We start from the raw sequence: 21,649 nt of genomic DNA, 5'->3' as shown, positions 1-21,649 counted from the left end.
TATTTGGAATGACCGCTGTTGAGAAAATCGTACCAGCTTTAATGGAATGTATCCCCCCAAAAAAAAAGCCCGGCAAAATCAATTGCCGGGCAAATATACGTTGGCGACTGTAGGTTGTCTCTTACATGAAGTGACAAGCCTTCTCTTATTAGATGAGCCTCTTATTGTTACTAAATGGATTTAGGTTTGCCCTGTAGCTCCGCCAATCTCATTTTTATTTGCTTGCTCTCTTCCTCATTGGAAAGCTCAAACATCAGCGGCTTTGCAACCCGTGCAAAGTATTCCACATCTTTCTGTTGGTAGAGCTCTTCAGCCATCCACTGGGCAATATGCAGTTCGCGCGGCGCACGAATGTAAGCCTGCTCCAGCTTCTCCATGTACTCTTCCTGAGGGTAATTCAACATCTCCATAGCCATAGCTAGGCCAAACCAGTGAGAAGCATTTTGCGGCTCCTCCTCAACCAGGTATTTAAACTCTTCACGCGCTTTTTTTAAGCTACGCAGATCACGGGCTTTGTTGGGAACTGTGGCCTGTTGGTTAACTGTCAACCAGGCATGTGCACTGAGGTACCATGGCTGATTACGATCTTTGCGAGGCACACTGGCGAGCAGGTGACTGGCCTGGGGAAAGTCCCCCATACGTAAATCTGCACTGGCCTTGATGGCAGCCAGCTTAGTACTGTAAATACCAGTTTGGTATGCATAGGTCATAAGGTCATCCAGTGCCTGCAGGTTGTAACCGGACTGGGCAATGAAGCTAGCCAGAACGTCAACTGCCTCCCGCTTTGGCAAGCGCCTTACTTTGGGCTTGGCTTCTTTAAAGTCTGCGGGTATTTCTCCACTGACCACTTCGTATTCACCAGAATCAAACGCGGCGACATATTCCTTTTCAAGTTCATTAACCGACATACCCAGGGCTTTCTCCAGTGACTTCACCGGGTCAGCGCCATCGTTGTAGGCTTTAACGAACTGCTTAAACTCTTCCGCCTTATCGCCTTCCATCATCAACCAATGGGATAACAACCAACCACTGGCATAGACATCGGCCTTCTCCTCTGCATCGGTGTTATATACGGTTGAGCGCAACAGCTGTTTTAGGGGCATCAAACCTGCATACATAAGAGTCTGAGCGCGCTCCTGCGGTATTTCACCCAGTTCATAGCGGCCTTTCTTGGGAAAGGACATGGTCGCCATAAATTCAGCAAAACCCTCACTGTACCAATAGGGGAAATGTGTCGTATTGCCGTTATAAGAAAGGAAGTGGGTGTACTCGTGGAAAAGGAATTCGCGAGCTTTTAGCTGCTTCTTTACACTGCGGCCATCGAGGTTTACCAGGGCATAGCTGCCTTCTGCAGGAGTATCGAAAAGGCCGTTAGTCATTTCAGCAAGCTCCGCGCCTACCAAACCGGCATAGGTTTCACGGTCACCCGCAGCGTAAATGGTGAGCTTCGGACTATTCGGGTCCACTTCCAATAACTTTGTGGCTACTGCTCGATAGCGTTCCAAATCTGCGACCAGGGTTTTTACCGCAGTGGGATCGCCATCGGTTATTACACGGAAGTTTTCACTATCTACCTCATACCAAATTTCCTCACCGAGATAGCGGGGAGCGGCATTGGCAGTCAGCACAATACCGAAAAAAAATACTACAAAAACAGCTGCGCGAGAAACCATAGTTCGGGCCACCAATCATTGTTGCCGAAGCCCTCCATGGCCAAACAGTGAAAGACACAGACTACCGTTTTTTCTTGATTAAAAAAAGAACAATTTGATCACAAAACACCCTTACACTATTTTCACGTGACTGGTCAGACAGGATATTACTTTGAGATATGACAAAAAAACCGGAGGGGATAGCGACAAACTGCGAGACAGGCGTCTCATTTTTGCTCCAGCTGGCATACAAAAGGAAGGCCAGCTTCTATATATTGCGCTATTGACCATTCTGCTACGGACGGTCAAAAAAATAATAATTATTTGCTTTGATGAGAGAAACAATAATGAAAACCACACCACTACTGGCGCTGCTCGGCGGCGCCATGATGTCAGCCCATGCCTGGTCAGCACCGGAATTTATTTCCGACCTGGATATCACCTCTTTTGATGGAACTGTGCTCGATGCTAACTTGTTCGTACCGGAAACCCCTGCACCGGCAGAGGGCTACCCCACTGTCATCTTCACCAATAGCTGGGGGCTGGAGAAGCGCCAATACCATTTCCAAGCCAAAGAGCTGGCGGAAAATGGCTATCTGGTATTGAGCTACTCCACCCGCGGCTTTGGCCACTCGGGTGGTCTGGTAGACGTAGCCGGTGAAAATAGCATCGCCGATGTGGGCGTACTGATCGACTGGCTCGAATCCAATTACTCAGTGGGCAAACTGGGCATGGCCGGTATTTCCTATGGGGGCGGTATTTCCCTGCTGAGCGCGGCACAAGATCCCCGCGTCGATGCCGTAGCCGCTCTGTCCGGCTGGGCTGATGTGGTTGAAGCGCTCTACCCCAATGAAACTGTTAACCTGGTTTGGGGCAGCCTGCTCGTGACTACCGCTTTTGATAAAGAAGCCGAGTTGGAGCAAGTCTGGGATGACCTGCGCAGCGGCCAGAATCTGGAGCAGGTTATCGAGTTCGGTGCTAAACGCTCAGCTGTCAGCTACATTGATGAGCTCAATAAAAACGGCACCGCTGTGCTTGTTTCGAATAACTTTGCTGACTACCTGTTTAAGCCCAACAGCATGACAGACTTTTACTCCCTGCTTGAGGGACCCAAAAAGCTAATGCTGAATCCTGGCACCCACGCCATTACAGAAACCCTCACCGGCAACGACGGACATATCTGGTCCACCAGTTTCCGCTGGTTCGATCACCACCTGAAGGGCGAAGACAATGGTATCGACCGCGAACCTAAGGTGGACATGACCGTACGCATCAGCAATGAGTTGGAGCACTACGAGGACTACCCAGTTACTCAAGAGAGCACCACCTGGTACCTGCAGCCACGCTTTACCATGTTTAACAGCGGCGGCATGGAAAGCGGCAAGTACGACGGCTGGAACTGGAGTAATGAATTCCACGGGGGCTGGGACACCTTTGCCGGTACTGGCATCCCGCTGGTTTCCGATGCCCTTGAAGGTTTCGGCATCCCAGTTTACGCACCGATGATGGCCATCAACGGCTACTATGCCATTGAGTACAAATCACAGAGACAGTCAGAAACCCTGCAGATCCGCGGTGCCCCTAAATTGGAAATGTGGATTGAGCCCAGCAAGGAAGAGGTTCAGCTGAATGTACATCTCTACGATGTCAGCCTATTCGGTCTCGGCCGCCTGATCACCCATGCCCCTATCACCGTGCGTACCGATGCACCCGGCAAAAAGCAGAAGATTGATGTTGAGTTGTTCACCACCAGCTACGATGTGCCGGCAGGTCACCGCGTAGTAATGGCCATTGATACTCAGGGCCTTGTTTACAAGAAGCCGGAAGACACCAACTACACCATCACTGTGCCTTACAGCAGCAGTAAGGTCTCCAGCCTGACTGTGCCACACCTCTAAAAGACTTTAGCCCGGCAGGCAACTGCCGGGCTTCAGCTCCTCTTCCCCTTACCTCACCGCAAGCCTTCGCGTAATTTTCCGCCGAACAGTTACAATGGCCCTTTTTTGGCCAAGTACTCTCAGCCTATGAACAAGAAGATACCGATCGCCCTGCTGGCTGCTGCCTTGCTGTCCATGGCCGGCTGCAACCCGGCAGAGAAGGCTTCACAGAAACCCGATCAATCCACCACTGCTGAAACTGCATCTGTAGAACTCCATGATGCACCGGTGGGCAAACTGCCCGAGGGTGTGCGCCCCATCGGCTACCGCGTTGATCTGACTCTGGACCCGCGTCAGGATAACTTTAGCGGTAGTGTTGCCATCGATATCCAGCTGGATGATGCTGCCGACCATATCTGGCTTCACGGTAAAAACCTGGAAGTGAGCAAACTCAGCGCACAACTGGCAGACGGACGCAAAGTCGCTGCCCGATACCGCCAGGTGCTCGATAGTGGTGTCGCTGCCATAGAATTTACCGAGTATTTGCCCGCCGGCAAGTTCACTCTGCTCATCGACTACAGTGCCGATTTTGATCGCAACCTGGCGGGCCTGTTTAAAGTAGAAGAGCAGGGCAGTGCCTATGCCCTGGCCAAATCGGAATCCATCCAGGCACGCAAATACCTGCCCGGCTTCGACGAACCCGGCCTGAAGGCGCCCTTCTCTATCAGCCTGACGGTTCCTGAGGGCTATGCCGCCATTAGCAATGGACCTGAGCTGAAACGTGAAGCCGTCAGCAAAGGCATGGAGAAGGTGACTTTTGCTGCCACACCACCCATGTCCACTTACTTGCTTTCCCTGTCTGTTGGGCCTTTTGATGTAGTACAGCGCCCGGCTATACCGCCCAGTAAATACCGCAAGGAGCCCATTCCTCTACGCGGATTCGCACGCAAAGGGCGCGGCGGGGACATGAACTACATCCTCGATATCACGCCTAAAATGGTGGAGACTTTCGAGAACCAACTACAGCGTCCCTATCCTTTCAAGAAGCTCGATATTATCGCCGCACCCCAGTGGCCCAGTGGTGCCACGGAGCTATCTGCCGCTATCACCTATCGCGAGCAGCGTATCCTGGTGGGTGATAACCCCGCTCCCGGTGCCCGTCTGGCCCTGGTGGAAGTACATGCCCACGAAATCGCTCATATGTGGTTTGGCAACCAGGTGACGCCCCCCTGGTGGGACGACCTATGGCTAAAAGAGGGCTTTGCTACCTGGGGAGAGCCACTGGTACTACGTATCATGGAGCCGGAGGGAGGCCACGACTTGAACGCCGCGACTTACGCTATTGGCGCCATGCAGCTGGACTCCCTGGCCAGCACCCGTGCCATCCGCGAACCGGTGACAAACAACAACAACATTCGCAACGCCTACGACGCCATCACCTACTCCAAGAGCCTTGGAGTAATTAATATGGTGGATAGCTACTTTGGAGCTGAACGCTTCCGCCCAGCCCTCGGCCGCTACCTCGAAGCCTTTAGCGGAGGAGAGGCAGACTCGCCGTCTTTCTACAAAGTCATCGGCGAAGAGACCCATACCCCGGAACTGACTGAAACATTCCGCAGCTTCGTTGAGCAAAAGGGTGTACCACAACTTGAGCTGGCACTGGATTGCAGTGACCCAGCCCAGACAAGACTGCATGTAAGCCAGAATCGTTACAAAGCTTTGGGTTCCCCCATTAAAGATACCGGACAAAAGTGGAGCATCCCATTCTGCTTTAGTTATGCGGGTGACGAGCAACAGTGCCAGATACTGACAAGCAAGCAAGAAACACTGGAGATAGCAGGTAACACCTGCCCAAGCTGGGTAATGCCCAATGCCCAGGGAAGCGGCTATTATCGATGGAATCTGCCCAAGGACCAGTGGCCGACCTTGCTTGAACACTTTGCTGAATTTACTCCCACCGAGCAACTCTCTGTTATAGACAGTGCTTTCGCAGCCTTTGAAGCCGGCAAACTGCCCGCTACCCAACTGCTTGAAGTTGTGCGCCAATCCGCGACGGCAGAAAAGCGGCAGGTAATCACCATGCCCCTGCGCTATTTGCGCAAATACCGTGAAAACTACTTGGTTGACGGGCAATCTGCAAAATTCCTGAGCTTCACCCAGAACCTGTATCTGCCGCTACTTAATAACAGCGCAGCAAACAATGACCCTGACCAGCAGATGCTGCACAGCGAGCTGCTCAGCTTTATGGCTCTAGTGGCTGGCGACCAGGATACGCGCAAACAGTTAATGGATAAGGCAGTCGCTTTTACTGGTTACAAAACACAGCGCGACCCGCAGGCACTCGACTCCGATCTTTACGCCGCTGCATTGACTGTGGCCGTGCAGGATGCCGGTGAGGATTTTCTCGCACACTTGATAAAAGTTCGCAGCGAGCTGGACGACCCACGCTTCGAAAATGCCAGCGCCAGTGCGATTGGCAGCAGCAACAATCCAGCGCAACTGGATGTTATCCAGAAGGTGGCACTCAGCGAAGAAATGGGGCCACGCGAGGCCTTTACCCTGATCCAGTACTCCCTGGCCCAAACCGAAGTGCAAGAGCCAAACTGGCAGTGGCTGCGGAATAATTTTGAAAAGGTGGTGGGAAAAATTCCAGCACAGATCCGTCGCCGCACCCCAGCTTTGGCTGGTGTTTTCTGCGATGCAAAGCGCCTGGAAGAGTTACAACAGCTATTCGCTGAACGTGGCGATCTCGCTCCCGGCTACCAACGCAGCTTGGCACAAACGGAAGAGCGTATCCAACTATGTATGGCACTGGAAGAAAAAGGCCGTTCTTTAATGATGGCAATACCAAAGCCGAATAGTCTCGCAAACAACAATTGATAATGCAGTAAGCACTGAAAATTAATTATTTATTGAGCTTTATATTCAAAGGCAAAACAGAGTATAAAACCCCTGCCACCACCTTCTGTGGCCGGGGTTTCGGTTGTGACTGTTAAGAGATCTATTTACGGGCTGTATCGGGAGAGGGTTATCTTCTCCCGGCATTCCAGTTCCACTTTCAAGACTCGTCCTTATTGTGCTTGCGTAAGCGAAATGCCAACCAAATCATCGGCAGACCAAAAATAATTGCATAGGCACCAATAACCCACACCAGTGCCAAGGCACCCGCACCAGGGCTAACCAAAATCGCAATGCCGAAAATCACTGACAGAACGCCAATTGCAATTAGCAACCACTCGTTGTCAATCTCTTTGCGCAGGCGAATCGCCCCGACAATTTCAAAAATCCCCCGCACCAGCGCCCAGGCACCGATAAAAATCACCAAAACCAATGCGGTCACTTGAGGAAACATAAAAGTTACTATGCCCGCAGCCAAACTAACCAGGCCCGATACAATCAGCCACCATAGGGGCGTGGATTTATGCCGCCCCATTACTGCCGCCACCAGGGAAAAAATGCCATCGAGAAAAGCGTAAATACCGAACAGAAAAACCAGGGTGAGTAGTGACAATCCTGGCCAGATAAAAGTAAGCACCCCAAAGATTACTGCGATAACACCGCGCAGTAACAATAGCCACCAGTTGGCAGAGAGCACCTGCAAAATGGGGCCGGAGGAAAGGGAAGTGGTATCAGTGGACATAGAGCAGTCACCGAGTAGAACATCTATTTTTAATTTAAGCGCCATAGTCCATGGACGACCAGTTTTTTAGGAGCATTTCCCAAATAAACAGACTGAATCTACAAATTACACGGTGAAGTTTTCTGTAGGGGTTCCCATCAACTACAAGGGAAAGCTACTGAATAGGCAGGGAGGCGGCCCACGAGCGCGACCATACAGTCGACTCTGCAAAGACTGTGATCGCGCCGCAGGCCGCTATCTCCAGTGTAGTCGCAACGGATAAATCGAGTTATTAGTCGAACAGGCTTAGAAGTCAGGAGCATATAACATAGGGGAAACACAGGGCTATAAAGCTTGTGGCTCAGAGGGCAGAGAACGAAGAAGTTTGGAAGTTACTGTAATGAACCGGCAGCCCGAAGGCTGCCGAGGGAATTGATCAGGCCAGCTCGCCAATCACACCACGCAGCTTATCTACCACTGCGTCGATCTCGTGCTTCTCGATAATCAGCGGCGGAGACATGCACAGTGCATCGCCAATCCCGCGCGCCATAACACCAGCCTCCCAAGCCATACCGGAAGCCTTAGCCCCGAATTTGCCTTTCAGATTTTCAGGTGCACGCAGTTCGATCGCACCAACCAGACCGTAGTTACGCACATCTATTACGTTGTCCATATCTGCCAGGCTGTGCAGGGCATTTTCCCAGTGCTGGCCAATCTCTCCAGATGCACGTGTGAGCAGACCTTCACGTTCATAGATATCCAGAGTCGCCATACCCGCAGCACAGGCAACCGGGTGCGCGGAGTAAGTGTAACCATGGAAAAATTCCACCATACCCTCTGCGGCTGCACTCATGATGGTGTTGTGAATCTCATCTTTTACAAACACCGCACTCAGTGGCACCGCCGCATTAGTAATACCCTTGGCTGAGGTGATCATATCCGGGGTTACATCGAATTCAATAGAGCCAAATGCAGAGCCGGTACGGCCCCAACCGGAAATTACCTCATCAAAAATCAGCAGTAGATCATGCTTGTCACAGATCTCACGCAGTCGCTGCAAGTAGCCTTTGGGCGGAAGTACTACACCACCGGCCCCAGCAAAGGGTTCAACAATCACCGCAGCTATCTGGTCGGCACCGTGGAAGGCCACCAGGCGCTCCAGGTCTTCCGCCAGCTCCACCCCATGCTCCGGCAGGCCACGGCTGAAAGCGTTGCGCTCAATGTCCAGGGTGTGACGCATATGGTTGGCTTTAACCGGCTGGCCGAACCCCTGGTAATTCGGTGCAATACCACCGACGGAAATACCGCCGAAGTTCACTCCGTGGTAACCCTTCTCACGACCGATAAACATGGTGCGAGTGCCCTTGCCACGTACGCGTTGGTATTGCAGGGCAATTTTCAGTGCAGTTTCTACCGCTTCAGAACCGGAGTTACCGAAAAAAACATGGTCGAGGCCATCCGGAGTGTGCTTGACCAGGCGCTCGGAATATTCGAAGCCCAGCTCATGGCCAAAATTAAAAATGGAGCTGTAGTCCAGAGTTTTCGCCTGCTGGTAGATTGCCTCGGCGATCTCAGTACGGCCGTGACCAGCATTGCTGCACCATAGACCGGCAGTGGCATCGATAATCTGACGCCCACCTTTTTCGGTGAGATAAATACCCTCTGCGCTTTCCACGATCCGCGGTGCGGATTTAAAAGTGCGATTGGGGGTAAAAGGCATCCAGAAAGCGTTGGTTTGCATTTCAGACATGAACTGTATCTCCGCAAGTTCCCTGAAGTTTCAAAATGTTTGGATGCGGGAGCCAGGGGCTCCCACTAATCTGTTCAGGCGCTTGTTCACTTTGTGACAAGCGCAGACCAATGCCGTTCAAACCGGTGAATCAGGCTCCGAAGCAGCAGTACTTGGTCTCGTAGAATTCGGCCATACCCTCGACGCCGCCCTCGCGGCCAATACCGGATTCCTTATTCCCACCAAAAGGCGCGACTGTGGTAGAGAAAACGCCGGTATTGCAGGCGATCATGCCGTAATCCAGCGCCTCTACCACACGGTTTGCACGACGGATATTCTCACTCATCACATAAGCGGCCAGGCCGTAGGGAGTGTCGTTCGCACGGCGGACCACATCGTCCTCGTCGGTAAACTTCTGCACCGCCGCAATCGGCCCAAAGTTTTCCTCTCGGGCAATGCGCATTTCATCGGTAACACCGGTAATCAGGGTGGGAGCAAAATAGTTTTCGCCATCCGGCAGCTGCTCACCTCCAGCCTCTACACTGGCTCCAGCGGCAACTGCATCCTGTACCAGTTCCTGAACTCTCTCCACCGCACGGCGGAAGATCATCGGACCCATGGTCACACCGACTTCAGTACCATGGCCAATTTTCAGGGCCTCCACTTCCGCACGCAGTTTTTCCACAAACTCATCGTGTACTGACTCATGCACATAAATACGATTGGTCGCGACACACACCTGGCCGGCGTTGCGGAACTTGGTTGCCACACAAGCCTTCACAGCTGTGGCCAGATCCGCATCATCGAATACGATAAAGGGCGCATTACCACCCAGTTCCATAGACATTTTCTTCACCGTGCTGGCGCACTGCGCCATCAGCAACTTGCCCACAGCAGTGGAACCGGTGAAAGTAAATTTGGCTACCCGCGGATCCTGGGTCAGTATTTTGCCAATACCCGGCGCATCACTGCCGGTTACCACATTGATGGTGCCCTTGGGCAGGCCCGCCTCTTCCGCCAGCTGGCACAGAGCCAGTGCAGACAGCGGGGTCTCCAGCGCCGGCTTGATGACCACAGTACAACCGGCAGCTAAGGCCGGCGCCGCTTTGCGGGTAATCATGGCGTTGGGGAAGTTCCAAGGAGTGATACAAGTCACAACACCCACCGGCTGGCGGATGGTGCTAAGGCGCATCCCCGGGTTATGAGTGGGGATCGTCTGACCGTAAGCTCGACGGCACTCCTCGGCAAACCACTCGATAAAAGAGGCACCATAAAGAATCTCACCCTTGGCTTCTGCCAGGGGCTTACCCTGTTCCAGGGTGAGAATTGTCGCCAGGTCATCGCTGTTGTCTACGATCAGCTGGTACCAGCGCTTGAGAACAGCAGCGCGTTCACCTGCTGTGCGACGACTCCATTCTGGGAAGGCTGCGCTGGCAGCAGCTATAGCTGACTCCGCATCCGCAGCTGAACCATCAGCCACATTACCCAGCAGTTCACCATTGGCCGGATCGCGCACCTCTGCAGTGCCCGTGGCACTCCGCCACTCTCCATCGATATAGTTCTGAAACTTCAACAGGTCTGGATTCGCCAGTTTCACCGGAAAACTCCTGATATTTGGATGTTATTAATCGTATTGCGGCGATTCTGGCCGCAGCTGAGCGATAGGGATAGTAGTATTTTTGCAACTAAAGTTTAAATTTATCAAACTTTATGGCTGGGCAATCTGAGCCTTCGCCCAAAAAGCTAAATAATACCGGCTAAGTTACGGTAAATAACACAGGAAGAGTTGGTAAATGAGCAAGACAAAAAGCGCCTTGGGCGGGCGCCTCAGCGACATGGACCTTCGCCTGTTGAGGGTTTTTCGCGAAGTAGTACGTGCCGGCGGCTTGGCCGCCGCAGAAGTGTCACTCAATATTGGCCGCTCCACCATCAGCGTGCATATTTCTGATCTGGAAACCCGCCTGGCTATGCAGCTATGCCTTCGTTCTCGCGGGCGCGCCGATTTCAAACTGACTCCAGAGGGGGAAGCCCTCTACCAGGCAATTTTGGAGTTGGATGGACATCTGGACACCTTTAGGGGCCAGGTTAACGCCATTCAATCCCAGCTCACCGGTACCCTGCGCTTGGTGATGCCGGATGATGTACTTGAAATCCCCCAGCTGGACTTGCCCGCAACCATTGCCCGCCTAAGGGGGCAGGCTCCCCAGTTACACCTGGAGGTCCAATTGGCCGCACCCCAGGAGCTGGAATTGGAGATCCTCGCCGGCCGCGCAGATGTGGGTATCAACCCCCTGCATTCACACAGGCCAGGTTTAAAATATCAACCTCTGTTCCAACACCAATCCATGCTCTACTGCGGCGCCAATCACCCCTGTGCCAAGCCTGGCCAGATTAGCGAGGAGTTACTGACACAGCAGGAGCTGGCCGCCCCCAGCCATGCAGTTCTCTCCGGCGCCGCGCATCTCTACCGACTATTCCCTAACCGCTCCACCGCCAACCATATGGCCGCAAGACTCGCCATGATTTTATCTGGATGTTTTATTGGGTTTCTTCCGGAGTATCTCGCACATAATTATGTGGAAACAAATCAACTAATCCCTTTACTACCTGAGAAGTTTCACTACAACATTCAAAATGCTGCAACTTTCAACAGAAGTGCGGCGGAACATCCAGCAATCAAGCTATTCCTGGAAGCATTGCTGATACGTGAATAATTAATGCAGGGATAGAATACTATAGAGTTTGTCAAAGTTATCCGTATTCATTCTCTCTTAAGGACCACAGCAGACAAAGTAAGGTAATTAGAATGAGAGAGTGTGTGATTTCCCTTGTTCGGGAAGCGTTAATTTGGGCAATAAACACTAAGAAATATATCAGATATCGATAGTAAAACTAAAATTGCTGTGATCAGCATATGAAGTATAAAAATAAATACTCTTCAATATAAAACTGCCAAATGCACCCGAAAAACAAGAAATTCCATATGGACAATAAATACCTGGAACAACTGCACTAAAAAATAACAATATTATCCAGATTAATGATGAAGTTGAATATTTTGGAAAGCAAAACTAAGTGTTAGGTACAATAAAATACGATAAACACATGCTACTAATTGTGGATTTATAGTGTTAGTCTTCCTTACTATCAAAATTTAGATTTTCCAGGGAAAACAGTGATCGACTTCAAAAATTCCTCAATTTTTAAACTAAAGCCTATTGACACTTCAATAGCCAGGGATGATTTCAATAAATTCTTAATAGATAACGAATCAATCTTTTCCGGCTTCAAGACAATACGAGATCAGGTAGTATTTACCAATAAGCGTATTATTACTGCCAATGTCCAGGGACTAACAGGCTCCAAAGTCGATTATACCTCCTTACCCTATAGCAAAGTACAAGCCTTTTCTGTTGAGACCGCAGGCACATTCGACATGGACTGCGAAATAGAAATTTATCTAGGGGAAATAGGGAAAATCACCTTTGAAATAAAAGGATCATTTGATCTTATCCAATTTAATAAATATATCAGCCAATATGTACTGAGCTGACATATTCACCAACAACATTCTTTGTCTTCACAATGACTGGAATACAATGTCACCAAGGCCATAGTCACCAAAAACTTGAGAGGGAAGTTCATGTCACACATGTGGTTAGAAAGTCTTATTACTGAAAATGCGCAACAGGGCTTTGAGCTAGCGATGAAATTATCCAGAATGGGGGTAAAATATACCCAACCTTCTGATGAAGTGAGAGGGAAATTAAGATCCTCTTATGAGGAAAATGCCGACAGCTTGATTGCCTCTTCCCAGGTCGTAGCGATCAACTTCCAAACTGTAGCCGCAGCCAACAACTACTGGCGCAGCTAATCCATGATTATGCGCTTTGTGATTGATAAATTTTTTAATTTTATATGGAATCACAAAGCGTATTTAAAATACCCTAATTAAAGCCAAGTTTCGAATAATAAATACAATTGAGAAGAGGAAGGCCAGATTATAAAGTCAAGATCTTCCTCAACCAAGAGAGAAATCACTAGTGAACTACAACTAGCGACCTAGCACGAACAATAACAGATCAACGATTTAAGAATTAGCCATGCTTAGCGCGAATAGCATTTTCAGGGATATTTAATGGGTCATCAGGGAAGAAATCAATAATATCGACTAGACCGATATCAGCCAACTCCTAAAAAATAACTTCATCAGTTATTATCCATATCCAGCCCTTGGAAAAACCAGGGTACGCTTGGAATTTCGGGAACAGTTCACTTAATTCGGGCTAAGATACCTAATGTAGGAAATGAAATTCCTCAATAATTTACAATTAGTGAACTGCCTCCCGGAGTTTTCCTTATTCGCTTAGCAGGCTTGGGGATATACTTCGCTTACCCATAATACTTCCTTTCAAGTTATTTCCAAGGTAAGTAGTGCCACGTCATGCACAAACCATGCCAGCGAGTCTGCATTGTTCACCGCTTCCATCTCTCCAATTTGTTGCATGGTTTTAGCCGCAGGATTTTGTCCACGAAGTTGATTTAATGCCTGCTCTACAACACGCGCATTTGCTTTAGCTTCTTTATCGTCATCATTTTTCAGCTCTTCCAGATAAATGCTCTTCCATACACCACAGTCCCTGATGGCTGGATCTAATTTATCCAAAATACTTCCATCATCCTTGAAGTACGCATGATCCACTGTTTCCGCGAATCTATGTGTTGCCTCGTGTATCAGAGTGATAATGCAGTATTGCCTACCTTTCGGCCAAATTTTATTGAAATTCAAGTGAATGGGGTAATAGAGAGGTTTCTCATACCCCCCCCCATTGAGTTGCCCCCCCAATAAAGTCGACACCCAGCCGTTTTTCTGATCCCATTTCGTTTTCCTTATCTTATATGCTTGTTTGGCAGCGTTGGGCCAACTTTCTAAAAAGTCCTGCCACACAAAACCCGCATAATGTTCCGTGGGGTCTCCCTTACACATTGCCCACGAGACATAAGTCGAAGCTTTTGCCAAGTAAGGCATCTGTTCCCTATCCGCAAGATCCACCCCACTAAACAGACCCGACTTAGTTCTCATTAACCGGCTAAGTATCGCATTTAAACAAGCCCTGTATCTTTCTTGTGAACAATCTGAGGGAAGACCGAAGTAGTAGGAAAGTAAATTACGAAATCTATCTGAAACATTATCAGGTTGAACAAGGGCTGTGGTGCACGTTGGTATCGCCACATCGAAAATTTCCTGCGCGTCATCCAGCCAACTTCCACATGTTGTTTTCACTTTCGTTTTAAACTGGGGCAGTTCACTATCATTGACCAACACATTAAAATTCACACCATACTTGGTGCTGCGACTGATTAAATTTGTCATAATTATTTACCTACAATCCTTTATTTTTAATTAATAACTTCAATTCATTCACGCAGCGAGTAGATCATCTCACTGCCCCATAAATAATTCTTTCGGGTTTCTTCCACCCCTGCTTGCTCTTGGTCGACGGTTTAATCGGTTCATAATATATACACCATGATAAGCAATGATGACGTGAAGCTTAACCGCCAATCAAAACTGTCGGACATCCAATTACGATCTTGCCCCCATGGCCAGTTGTATCTCCCATGCGGGCAGCAGGCTTTTTTTGCAGCAATACGGTAGTACTGCCCATAGCTACGGTATCGGGCGGTCCCACACAGGTACAGGCACTGCCGACTGTGGCTGAGGGCATACCGCCGATAATAACGGTGGGTGCTCCGGGGCTTAAAATTGGCCCGCCCACATGGGGCACGGTGCCTGTCACCATTGGACAGACATGCATGTCCGTAATACGCGAAGCCGGCTTGCCCATTATTTAGTCCTCTATCCTGCCATTGCCGCCGCGTGCCAGGTCCAGCCCTTGACTCATATATCGGGCGAATCTTTTGCCGGGATCGACTGGGTCAGATAAAACTGCCGCGAGAGTGACACTACCGGCGACGGCGTGTGCATAAAGATGCTCTGGTGGCTCAACCACAGGCTCGCCTTCAGCCGCCAGACTTCCATGACACCAACTCGCCGCTGTAGCAGCCCAGCTCGCGGGGGTTTTGTGCTTGGTTTTATCGCCCAGTGTTTTGCACTTCAAGCGAATCTCTTCATTGGGCTTCTTGGCCCAGCTTTCTGCGGCTATTAATGCATTTACATTGTCTTCATCAGTTTCAGGACCCTGGATATCCCGAGCCGCGAGACAGGCCCACCAAACAGCTTCACGTTTGGGGAGTCCGTGTGCTAATAGTTTGATGGCATCTGGGTAAAGACACGCATCAACCAGTTGATTAATACTGACTTCGGGAGCGGTATCGGGTACCAGGTGTTCTTCCGCTTCCTCGCTCACCTCAAAATTTTTCAGTAATTCTGCTGCGGTCAATGCCTGTACTTTAATCAGGTCAGTCATTAGTGATTAATCCCCATCAGTTGATCATAGTCACGCCGCCTTTCAGGGTAAGCATGCCGCCGCCCTTCACTTCGGCAGTGGCGTCGCCTTTGCAAGAAAGCATGGTGCCTTTGATGGTGATTCCCGCTGGGGTTAATTTGATACTGCTTCCCCCGACCTTTAATTCAATTGAAGCTTTTGAGGATATCTTGATAGCGCCCATGGCATCTGTGGTTTGTGAGCCCTTGCTAATTTTGAGTGTGTGATTACCTGAACCAATAGTGACAGTCTGGTTTCCTTTATCCACATTCAATTTTTGGTCACCTTTGGCAATAGTGACTACTTCGCTACCATCAGTTACGGTAATGCTACGATCCTGTTTAACTTCGAGGGTCTGTTTATTTTCTATTTTACCGGACTGGTCATTATGGATAACAAAGTTGTGATCCTTGCCGGCCTCCATATAGATTTCTTCGTTGCCACCTTTGTCATCAAACCGCAACTCATTGAAGGTGCTGCCTTCATATTCGGTTTTCCAGCCGCTCTGAGTGGCGGTGTAATTGGGGCCGGGATTATCGCCGTTGTACACCGCTCCGGTAATTAAAGGACGGTCGGGGTCGCCATTGATGTAGGTAACAACCACTTCCTGGTTTACCCTGGGTACAAAGTTTGCTCCCCAGTTTTTGCCTGCAAAGGACTGCATCACTCTAACCCAGCAACTATTTTGTTGTGAGTTCCAGGGGAACTTCACTTTCAGTTGGGTGTAGGGGTCCTGAGAGCTGTCGGATGCGGTTGCTTTAACTTCCAATACACGTGCCACTTGCGGTGAGTGTATTTTCTTCGCAGAGACATTCGGCTGTGGGCGTGGCATTACCGCAGATGGAATACAGCTGAAGGTATTGTGGAAGTGTGTTTCGTTACTGTTACCGTCTGCAGCTGAAACATGCACAGACGTAATAAGATACTTCCCTTTTTCGGACGACAGGCTGTGGTCAAAATTAAAACGCCCGCCGGCAGTAAAGGAAGGGCAGTCGCTACGTCCATGGCTCACATCAAATAGTGCTTCCTGAGCCTCCATGGCGCGCTCCGCCAGAGCCTTGTGGTAGCTATCCGTGAATTTGTGTTTGTGTTCGCCATCAGCCTGGAAGTGGTTCAGGCCATATAAACCACGCAGATAGTTAGAGACATCATTCAGCTTGCTGGTGGTTTTAACTTGCTGCTTATTGTCTTTGGTGGCAGTAAATTCACTGTAATCTTTGAGCTCAAAGCCGCCGCCATGGTAGTTGAAGTTTCTTCTCCAGCTACTCACTGTGTTTTTTGTGGGGTGGCTGCCACCTCCGTCATACTCAATTTTTGCACTTTCACAGTCGTAAAAATCCTGAGGATCATCGCAGAGCACCAGCTCATGCTGTCCTTCAGAGTGCTTGAAGTAGTAGGAGATGCCCTCTTCTGCCATTAAGCGATTGATAAATTCAAAGTCGCTCTCGTCAAACTGTACGCAGTATTCACGGGTGATGTATTCGGCATTTAGCTTTAAGGTCAGTTTGATAACCTTGCTGTATTCACCGAGCACTTCCTCGAGAATTTGCTTGGCAGACTTCTTTTCGAAAACTCTGTTGGAGCCTCCGAGGCTCGTGAACCACAGGCCAGGTTGAAGAATTGCGCTATAACTGCGCACGCCTTCGGCGTTTACATCGTGAAGGGAGAACTGGGTAACATAGCCATTAATATGGCGCGGTGTCTCGGAGTGGTGGATAGAGACGGTTACCGGTTTGCCAACAAGGTCCTTTTGTTCGATTGCGTGATCATCCGACAGAAGCTGTACTTCATAGCGAAAAAGCTTGGAGACATGCTCCTCACCTTGTAAGGTCGTTGCAATCAGCGCATCCGTGCCGACAGGGCTGTCGACCGTAATCATTCTTTTATCTTGATTGAGTGTAGCCATGGGCAGCCCCAACTATCCCTACGGTGCCAAATAAGAAATGAGATTTTGAAAATCTGCAGTTCTTTAGGTCAGTGCTCGTGTAAGCACTCAGCTAAAGAACTGGAGGGCGGTAGCCCGCAGATACTCTGCAGGCCACCGTTCAACCCGAAAAGAGTCGAACCAATTACAGCGGAGTCGCTGTAGTGAGGTCGTATCCAACCTTCATGTTCTTCGGGTTCTTGTTGCTCTTATCAGCGTGGTCCAGCTCTGCTTCGATTTTGGCGAAGCTCAGGGAGATAGATTCCTGAGGTGCACCACCGGCAGAAGCGCCAATGCTGTAAGAAGAGATGATTACGTCGGTCAGCTTGTAAACAGCGTATTTTTCTACAGAGTTAGCACCGGTCTGTACTACGTGGATCTCTACAGGTACGCCTTCGTCACCAGTTACAGAGGACTTGAACAGGCCACCGGAAGCTGCGTCGATGCGCTTGGTGAGGCTAACTTCGCTCAGGCTTGGACGAGAGGCTTCGCGGTTGGAGGTAGCACCGGCTTCCATGGTGATACCGCGGCCAACACCAAAGTTGAAGCTGTCAACTTCGATCCAGTCTTCGTAACCTTTGGCGGTGACGTTACCTTTGGTGGCTTTGTTATTGAAGTTCAGGTAGATAGCCATGGGGATTCCCTCTTGTTTGGCTTTTGATGTTGGTGGTTAATCCTTTACCACGGCGAAGAGTCAGTAGCTCAGGTAACGTCGCAGTGGCAACTGGGGTGATTTAAACAGAGGGAAAAGCAAAAAAAAACAGTATTTTTCTGTTATTAAATCGACTCTGGCACCAATTTAATATCTAGCTGACTGTCGGAAAAGTTTCTTCACGACAAATCAAGGTAGATAACTTTGTGGCGAATTGGATGTACGCCATTCAATAGAATATTGTTGGCTGCACCAATACCGCTAAATGAGATATTTTTGCCGCCCCAGTTTCCCCTAATGCATGAAGTGCCCATCAATACTTACTGGTCCAAAAGTAACCGTACCCACTACCAATAAACACTCACTATAAGAATTATTTTCATTAATAACCCAGGGCATACGCCTCAAGGATTAAATTAACCCTAATCATCCCACCAAGAAAACACTAGCAGAATAAATTTGAAAAAGCCATTTAAATCAATGGCTTACCTTGGTAAATTCAAATTAATTTCATTATTCGACCCAAAAAAGGGCACCTCCTCCGGAAGGAGATGGCAGAAAAAATTCGATTAAATAAAAACTGAAGCCTTATTAAATCTGCAAATATAATTCCGAAATTATATTACTTCGCACAAACAATTCGAGTTAATAGGAGTTGTGAGGCTTTTATTAAAAGCTTTTCGCTCGCATTAAAATCAATAAAGGTCAAAATGTGAAACCAAAAAATTTGTAGTCACAAAGTTAAAATATAATTGTGTAAAATAAATATACATTACAACTGATACAGCATTAAAAAAACCAAACCATTAACATGCACTTTTCTGCCTGATATGGCCTACAAGAAATGTCGTCAAGTAAATTTATCTTTCATAGCATTACACATACCTACAGAAAATTGAAAGCCTACTGGATTCAGAACAATGTACACCCAGACAAAAAAAGATTGAATGAGTGCATCCAAACAACCCATATAAACCATCAAATTCATAGATCAGTTATTCTGAAACAACGAAGCATATCAGTGATTGATTGTAAACTATAAATCTGGCATCTTCCGACCGGTTAATTTTTTAGGCAAAATAAGCGGAGCGATAAAGTAAAAGTATGAGAACTCTGGGGAATTTTCTTTGGTTTATTTTGGGTGGCTTCATAATGGGGCTTTGCTGGTGGTTTTTTGCTCTTATCGCTTTTATCAGCATTATAGGTATTCCCTGGGGAAGAGCCTGCTTTGTGATGGGTAAATTCTCATTCTTTCCTTTTGGCCGTGAAGCAATATCCAGAAAAGAGCTGACTTTGGCTGAGGATATCGGCACCAGCGGCTTGGGCCTGGTGGGCAATGTGATATGGTTCCTGGTCGCAGGGCTTTGGCTGGCCATTGGCCACTTGTTGCATGCTGTTGCCTGTTTTGTCACCATCATAGGCATTCCCTTTGCTATCCAGCACCTGAAGCTTGCCGGTATATCTCTATCCCCAATTGGTAAAACTATTGTGATTACAGAAGTTGCCCAGGCCGCAAGAATGAAAAATGCAGAGGCCACAGTCTCAAGAATGCGTGGTAGCACTTAGTGCTGCAGGAGATAACATTACTAATAGTGAAGCCTGATCTGGCTAGCCATCAAAGCAAAACCTGGAATAGTTGTACCAGATATTAAAGTTAAAAAGCAGCAAAAGAAAATTTTTGCTGCATCTATTTGTGATACTCCAGCGTCTTACATTGAATGGTAGTCGTCATTCAATTAGATCGATACAAGGAGTATAACAATGAGAAAAATTACCACCATCTTAACTAGCACACTTGTCCTAGTTATCAATTCTTTAAGCTATGCCCATGAAAAACAAATAACACATGATCAGGAAATACAACCTGCCCAAGTAATGCTATTTGGGGTTTTTCATTTTCACAATCCTGGGCTGGACTCAGTAAAGTCAGAAGTAATTAATGTGCTGACACCAAAGAACCAGGACTATCTGGAGAAACTTACCAGTAAACTGGCAAACGAAAACCCCACTCACGTACTGATAGAGTGCCCTCCAAAGCGACAGAAAATAATTGATCGCCAATTTAGCTCCTATACAAATGGAAATTACAAACTCAATGTCAATGAGAACCAGCAACTCGGTTTTCGCATAGCCGCAAAGGCGGGGTTACAAGGTGTAATCTGTTATGATGAAAGAAATGTCCACTGGAAAGGTGCTGAGCTTAGAGATTTTATGGATAAAAACACTCCAGAAAGGAAAAAGGCACATGATCAATTAATCAAAAAATCAGGCCAAGACACTTCTCAACTTCACAATACTTTATCTTTAAGTCAATTACTCCGACTCAACAATAATCCCTCTGAAGAGCGGGATAACATGAATTTCTATATCATGGAAAATGATATTGGTGCGGGGCAGGAGTTTATCGGTGCCGATGCGGCAGCCAGCTGGTGGCACCGCAATTTTCGAATGTACGCCAATATACAGGCACAAGCTCAGCCAGGAACCAAAGTAATCGCTATTGGAGGATCGGGTCATACCGCAATTTTAAAGACTCTGCTAGAAGTTGACAAAAGTCGTCATGCTTGGGATGTTAATGAATACTTGTAATAATTATTAATACCAATAAATGGAAAATAAGATAAAAATGGGAAAGCTACACAAACTCTTTGGCAGTATCATCGTCTTAGCTTCTTGCTCTGCAAGCTGGGCTGTGGAAAAAGAAGTATTTACCAGCCCGGAAGTGACGCCAGCTCAGGTAATGTTATTCGGTACCTTTCATTTTGCAAACCCTGGCCGGGATTCAGTAAAACTAAATGTTACCAATGTGCTAACACCGGATAATCAAGCCTATCTGGAACAGTTAACTGATAAACTCGCAAGTGAGTCTCCCACCCATATAATGCTGGAGTGTGACCCTGGTATTCAGGACAAAATAGATAGAAAGTTCCAATCTTATCTAAATGGGAAACACAAACTCGAGGTCAATGAGTCCCAACAGCTGGGTTTTCGTATTGCGGCTAAAGCTAAGCTGAATAAAGTCATTTGCATTGATGAGCAGCAGGTTCACTGGAATGGATCTGAACTCATGGACTATATGAGTAGCAATACACCTGAAAGAAAGAAAATATTCGATGCCGAGGTAGAAGGTTTTGGAAAATTAGCTAGCAAGCAACACAAAATGCTACCCTTAAGGAAATTACTCCAGATTGATAACTCTGTTGAGAGAGACAAAAAAAATATGAATCTATATCTTATGGTAAATGATATTGGTTCTGGTGAGGGTTTTTCGGGGGCAGATGCGTCCGTCAGTTGGTGGCATAGAAATTTTCGCATGTATGCCAATATTCAAACCTATGCCCAGCCAGGAACAAAAGTGATTGCTATTGCTGGACAAGGTCATACGGCAGTTATAAAGTCCTTCTTGGCCACTGATCTTCAGCGCGAAGCCTGGGACGTAAACGACTATCTGTAAGGCTATCCAGCTTTGGCTCATACCCCCAAGGGGATGAGCCAAGCCCACCTGGTTTTCCGTAGAGTTGATTTTTATATCAATGAATTAGAACAGGTGGAGAATATGTTTCTTAGTTTACGTTTTTTAATCGCTCTTCTTTGCTATCTAGGTGTTACACCTTTCTCTAAAACCTTCGCACAAACACAGCTAGCCTCCGGTATCCTGGAGACCTTACCTGCCGCTTCATATGAAGGTATTGCAGATCGCCCTGTGCAGGTATAGCTTCCAGATAACTATCCTAATCAGGCACCCTA

At 48.2% G+C, this 21,649-nt stretch carries 18 protein-coding genes; 9 read left to right on the top strand and 9 right to left on the bottom strand.

Annotated elements, in window-relative coordinates; all coding sequences use genetic code 11:
• Nucleotides 1–170: 170 nt before the first annotated feature.
• Complete coding sequence (locus GL2_RS08430; protein ID WP_143730236.1) at nt 171–1,673, bottom strand: hypothetical protein; 1,503 nt, start codon at nt 1,671–1,673, stop codon at nt 171–173.
• Between the two features lie 326 nt (nt 1,674–1,999).
• Here GL2_RS08430 and GL2_RS08425 point away from each other — a divergent pair, with 326 nt between their 5' ends.
• Nucleotides 2,000–3,550: a CocE/NonD family hydrolase gene (locus GL2_RS08425; RefSeq protein WP_143730235.1), complete on the top strand. Its 1,551-nt coding sequence runs from the start codon at nt 2,000–2,002 to the stop codon at nt 3,548–3,550.
• Between the two features lie 126 nt (nt 3,551–3,676).
• Nucleotides 3,677–6,409 carry a M1 family metallopeptidase gene (locus GL2_RS08420; RefSeq protein ID WP_143730234.1) on the top strand — a complete coding sequence of 911 codons (2,733 nt, stop codon included), beginning with the start codon at nt 3,677–3,679 and terminating at the stop codon, nt 6,407–6,409.
• A 178-nt stretch (nt 6,410–6,587) separates the two neighbouring features.
• Here the strand turns inward: GL2_RS08420 and GL2_RS08415 are convergent, their stop codons facing one another.
• From GL2_RS08415 to GL2_RS08405, 3 genes are all read right to left on the bottom strand, one after another.
• Complete coding sequence (locus GL2_RS08415; protein ID WP_143730233.1) at nt 6,588–7,169, bottom strand: HdeD family acid-resistance protein; 582 nt, start codon at nt 7,167–7,169, stop codon at nt 6,588–6,590.
• 415 nt (nt 7,170–7,584) lie between these two features.
• Nucleotides 7,585–8,898: an aminotransferase class III-fold pyridoxal phosphate-dependent enzyme gene (locus tag GL2_RS08410; protein ID WP_143730232.1), complete on the bottom strand. Its 1,314-nt coding sequence runs from the start codon at nt 8,896–8,898 to the stop codon at nt 7,585–7,587.
• Nucleotides 8,899–9,028: 130 nt separating this feature from the next.
• The gene (locus GL2_RS08405) at nt 9,029–10,474 is read right to left on the bottom strand and encodes an NAD-dependent succinate-semialdehyde dehydrogenase (protein ID WP_143730231.1); all 1,446 of its coding nucleotides are present in this window, start codon (nt 10,472–10,474) and stop codon (nt 9,029–9,031) included.
• A 196-nt stretch (nt 10,475–10,670) separates the two neighbouring features.
• On the opposite strand from GL2_RS08405, the gene GL2_RS08400 reads away from it, so the two are divergent.
• The 3 genes from GL2_RS08400 (at nt 10,671) to GL2_RS08390 (ending at nt 12,751) form a co-directional block, all read left to right on the top strand.
• Nucleotides 10,671–11,591, top strand: coding sequence for a LysR family transcriptional regulator (locus GL2_RS08400; protein ID WP_143730230.1), 921 nt, complete (start codon nt 10,671–10,673; stop codon nt 11,589–11,591).
• A 461-nt stretch (nt 11,592–12,052) separates the two neighbouring features.
• Nucleotides 12,053–12,430, top strand: coding sequence for a PH domain-containing protein (locus GL2_RS08395; protein ID WP_143730229.1), 378 nt, complete (start codon nt 12,053–12,055; stop codon nt 12,428–12,430).
• 90 nt (nt 12,431–12,520) lie between these two features.
• Nucleotides 12,521–12,751: a hexameric tyrosine-coordinated heme protein gene (locus tag GL2_RS08390; RefSeq protein WP_143730228.1), complete on the top strand. Its 231-nt coding sequence runs from the start codon at nt 12,521–12,523 to the stop codon at nt 12,749–12,751.
• Nucleotides 12,752–13,288: 537 nt separating this feature from the next.
• Here GL2_RS08390 and GL2_RS08385 read toward each other — a convergent pair.
• The 5 genes from GL2_RS08385 to GL2_RS08365 all read right to left on the bottom strand — a co-directional run bounded on the left by GL2_RS08385 (nt 13,289) and on the right by GL2_RS08365 (nt 17,884).
• A complete protein-coding gene (locus GL2_RS08385; RefSeq protein WP_143730227.1) occupies nt 13,289–14,251 on the bottom strand; it encodes a hypothetical protein in 963 nt (320 codons plus the stop codon).
• Between the two features lie 181 nt (nt 14,252–14,432).
• The gene (locus tag GL2_RS08380) at nt 14,433–14,726 is read right to left on the bottom strand and encodes a PAAR domain-containing protein (protein WP_020413592.1); all 294 of its coding nucleotides are present in this window, start codon (nt 14,724–14,726) and stop codon (nt 14,433–14,435) included.
• 3 nt (nt 14,727–14,729) lie between these two features.
• Nucleotides 14,730–15,308 (bottom strand): hypothetical protein, encoded by a 579-nt coding sequence (locus tag GL2_RS08375; protein WP_143729610.1) that lies wholly within the window; start codon nt 15,306–15,308, stop codon nt 14,730–14,732.
• Between the two features lie 16 nt (nt 15,309–15,324).
• A complete protein-coding gene (locus GL2_RS08370; protein ID WP_143729609.1) occupies nt 15,325–17,232 on the bottom strand; it encodes a type VI secretion system Vgr family protein in 1,908 nt (635 codons plus the stop codon).
• A gap of 163 nt (nt 17,233–17,395) precedes the next feature.
• Complete coding sequence (locus GL2_RS08365; RefSeq protein WP_143729608.1) at nt 17,396–17,884, bottom strand: type VI secretion system tube protein Hcp; 489 nt, start codon at nt 17,882–17,884, stop codon at nt 17,396–17,398.
• A gap of 1,122 nt (nt 17,885–19,006) precedes the next feature.
• Here GL2_RS08365 and GL2_RS08360 point away from each other — a divergent pair.
• The 4 genes from GL2_RS08360 (at nt 19,007) to GL2_RS08345 (ending at nt 21,617) form a co-directional block, all read left to right on the top strand.
• Nucleotides 19,007–19,468, top strand: coding sequence for a YccF domain-containing protein (locus tag GL2_RS08360; protein WP_143730226.1), 462 nt, complete (start codon nt 19,007–19,009; stop codon nt 19,466–19,468).
• A 195-nt stretch (nt 19,469–19,663) separates the two neighbouring features.
• A complete protein-coding gene (locus tag GL2_RS08355) occupies nt 19,664–20,491 on the top strand; it encodes a DUF5694 domain-containing protein (RefSeq protein WP_143730225.1) in 828 nt (275 codons plus the stop codon).
• Between the two features lie 37 nt (nt 20,492–20,528).
• On the top strand, nt 20,529–21,356 hold the full coding sequence (locus GL2_RS08350) for a DUF5694 domain-containing protein (RefSeq protein ID WP_143730224.1): 828 nt from the start codon (nt 20,529–20,531) through the stop codon (nt 21,354–21,356).
• Nucleotides 21,357–21,368: 12 nt separating this feature from the next.
• Complete coding sequence (locus GL2_RS08345; RefSeq protein ID WP_143730223.1) at nt 21,369–21,617, top strand: hypothetical protein; 249 nt, start codon at nt 21,369–21,371, stop codon at nt 21,615–21,617.
• Nucleotides 21,618–21,649: the final 32 nt, after the last annotated feature.

Origin of the sequence: Microbulbifer sp. GL-2 (genome assembly GCF_007183175.1) — a bacterium.
Classification (GTDB): Bacteria; Pseudomonadota; Gammaproteobacteria; order Pseudomonadales; family Cellvibrionaceae; genus Microbulbifer.
This window is presented reverse-complemented; position numbering and strand designations above follow the sequence as displayed.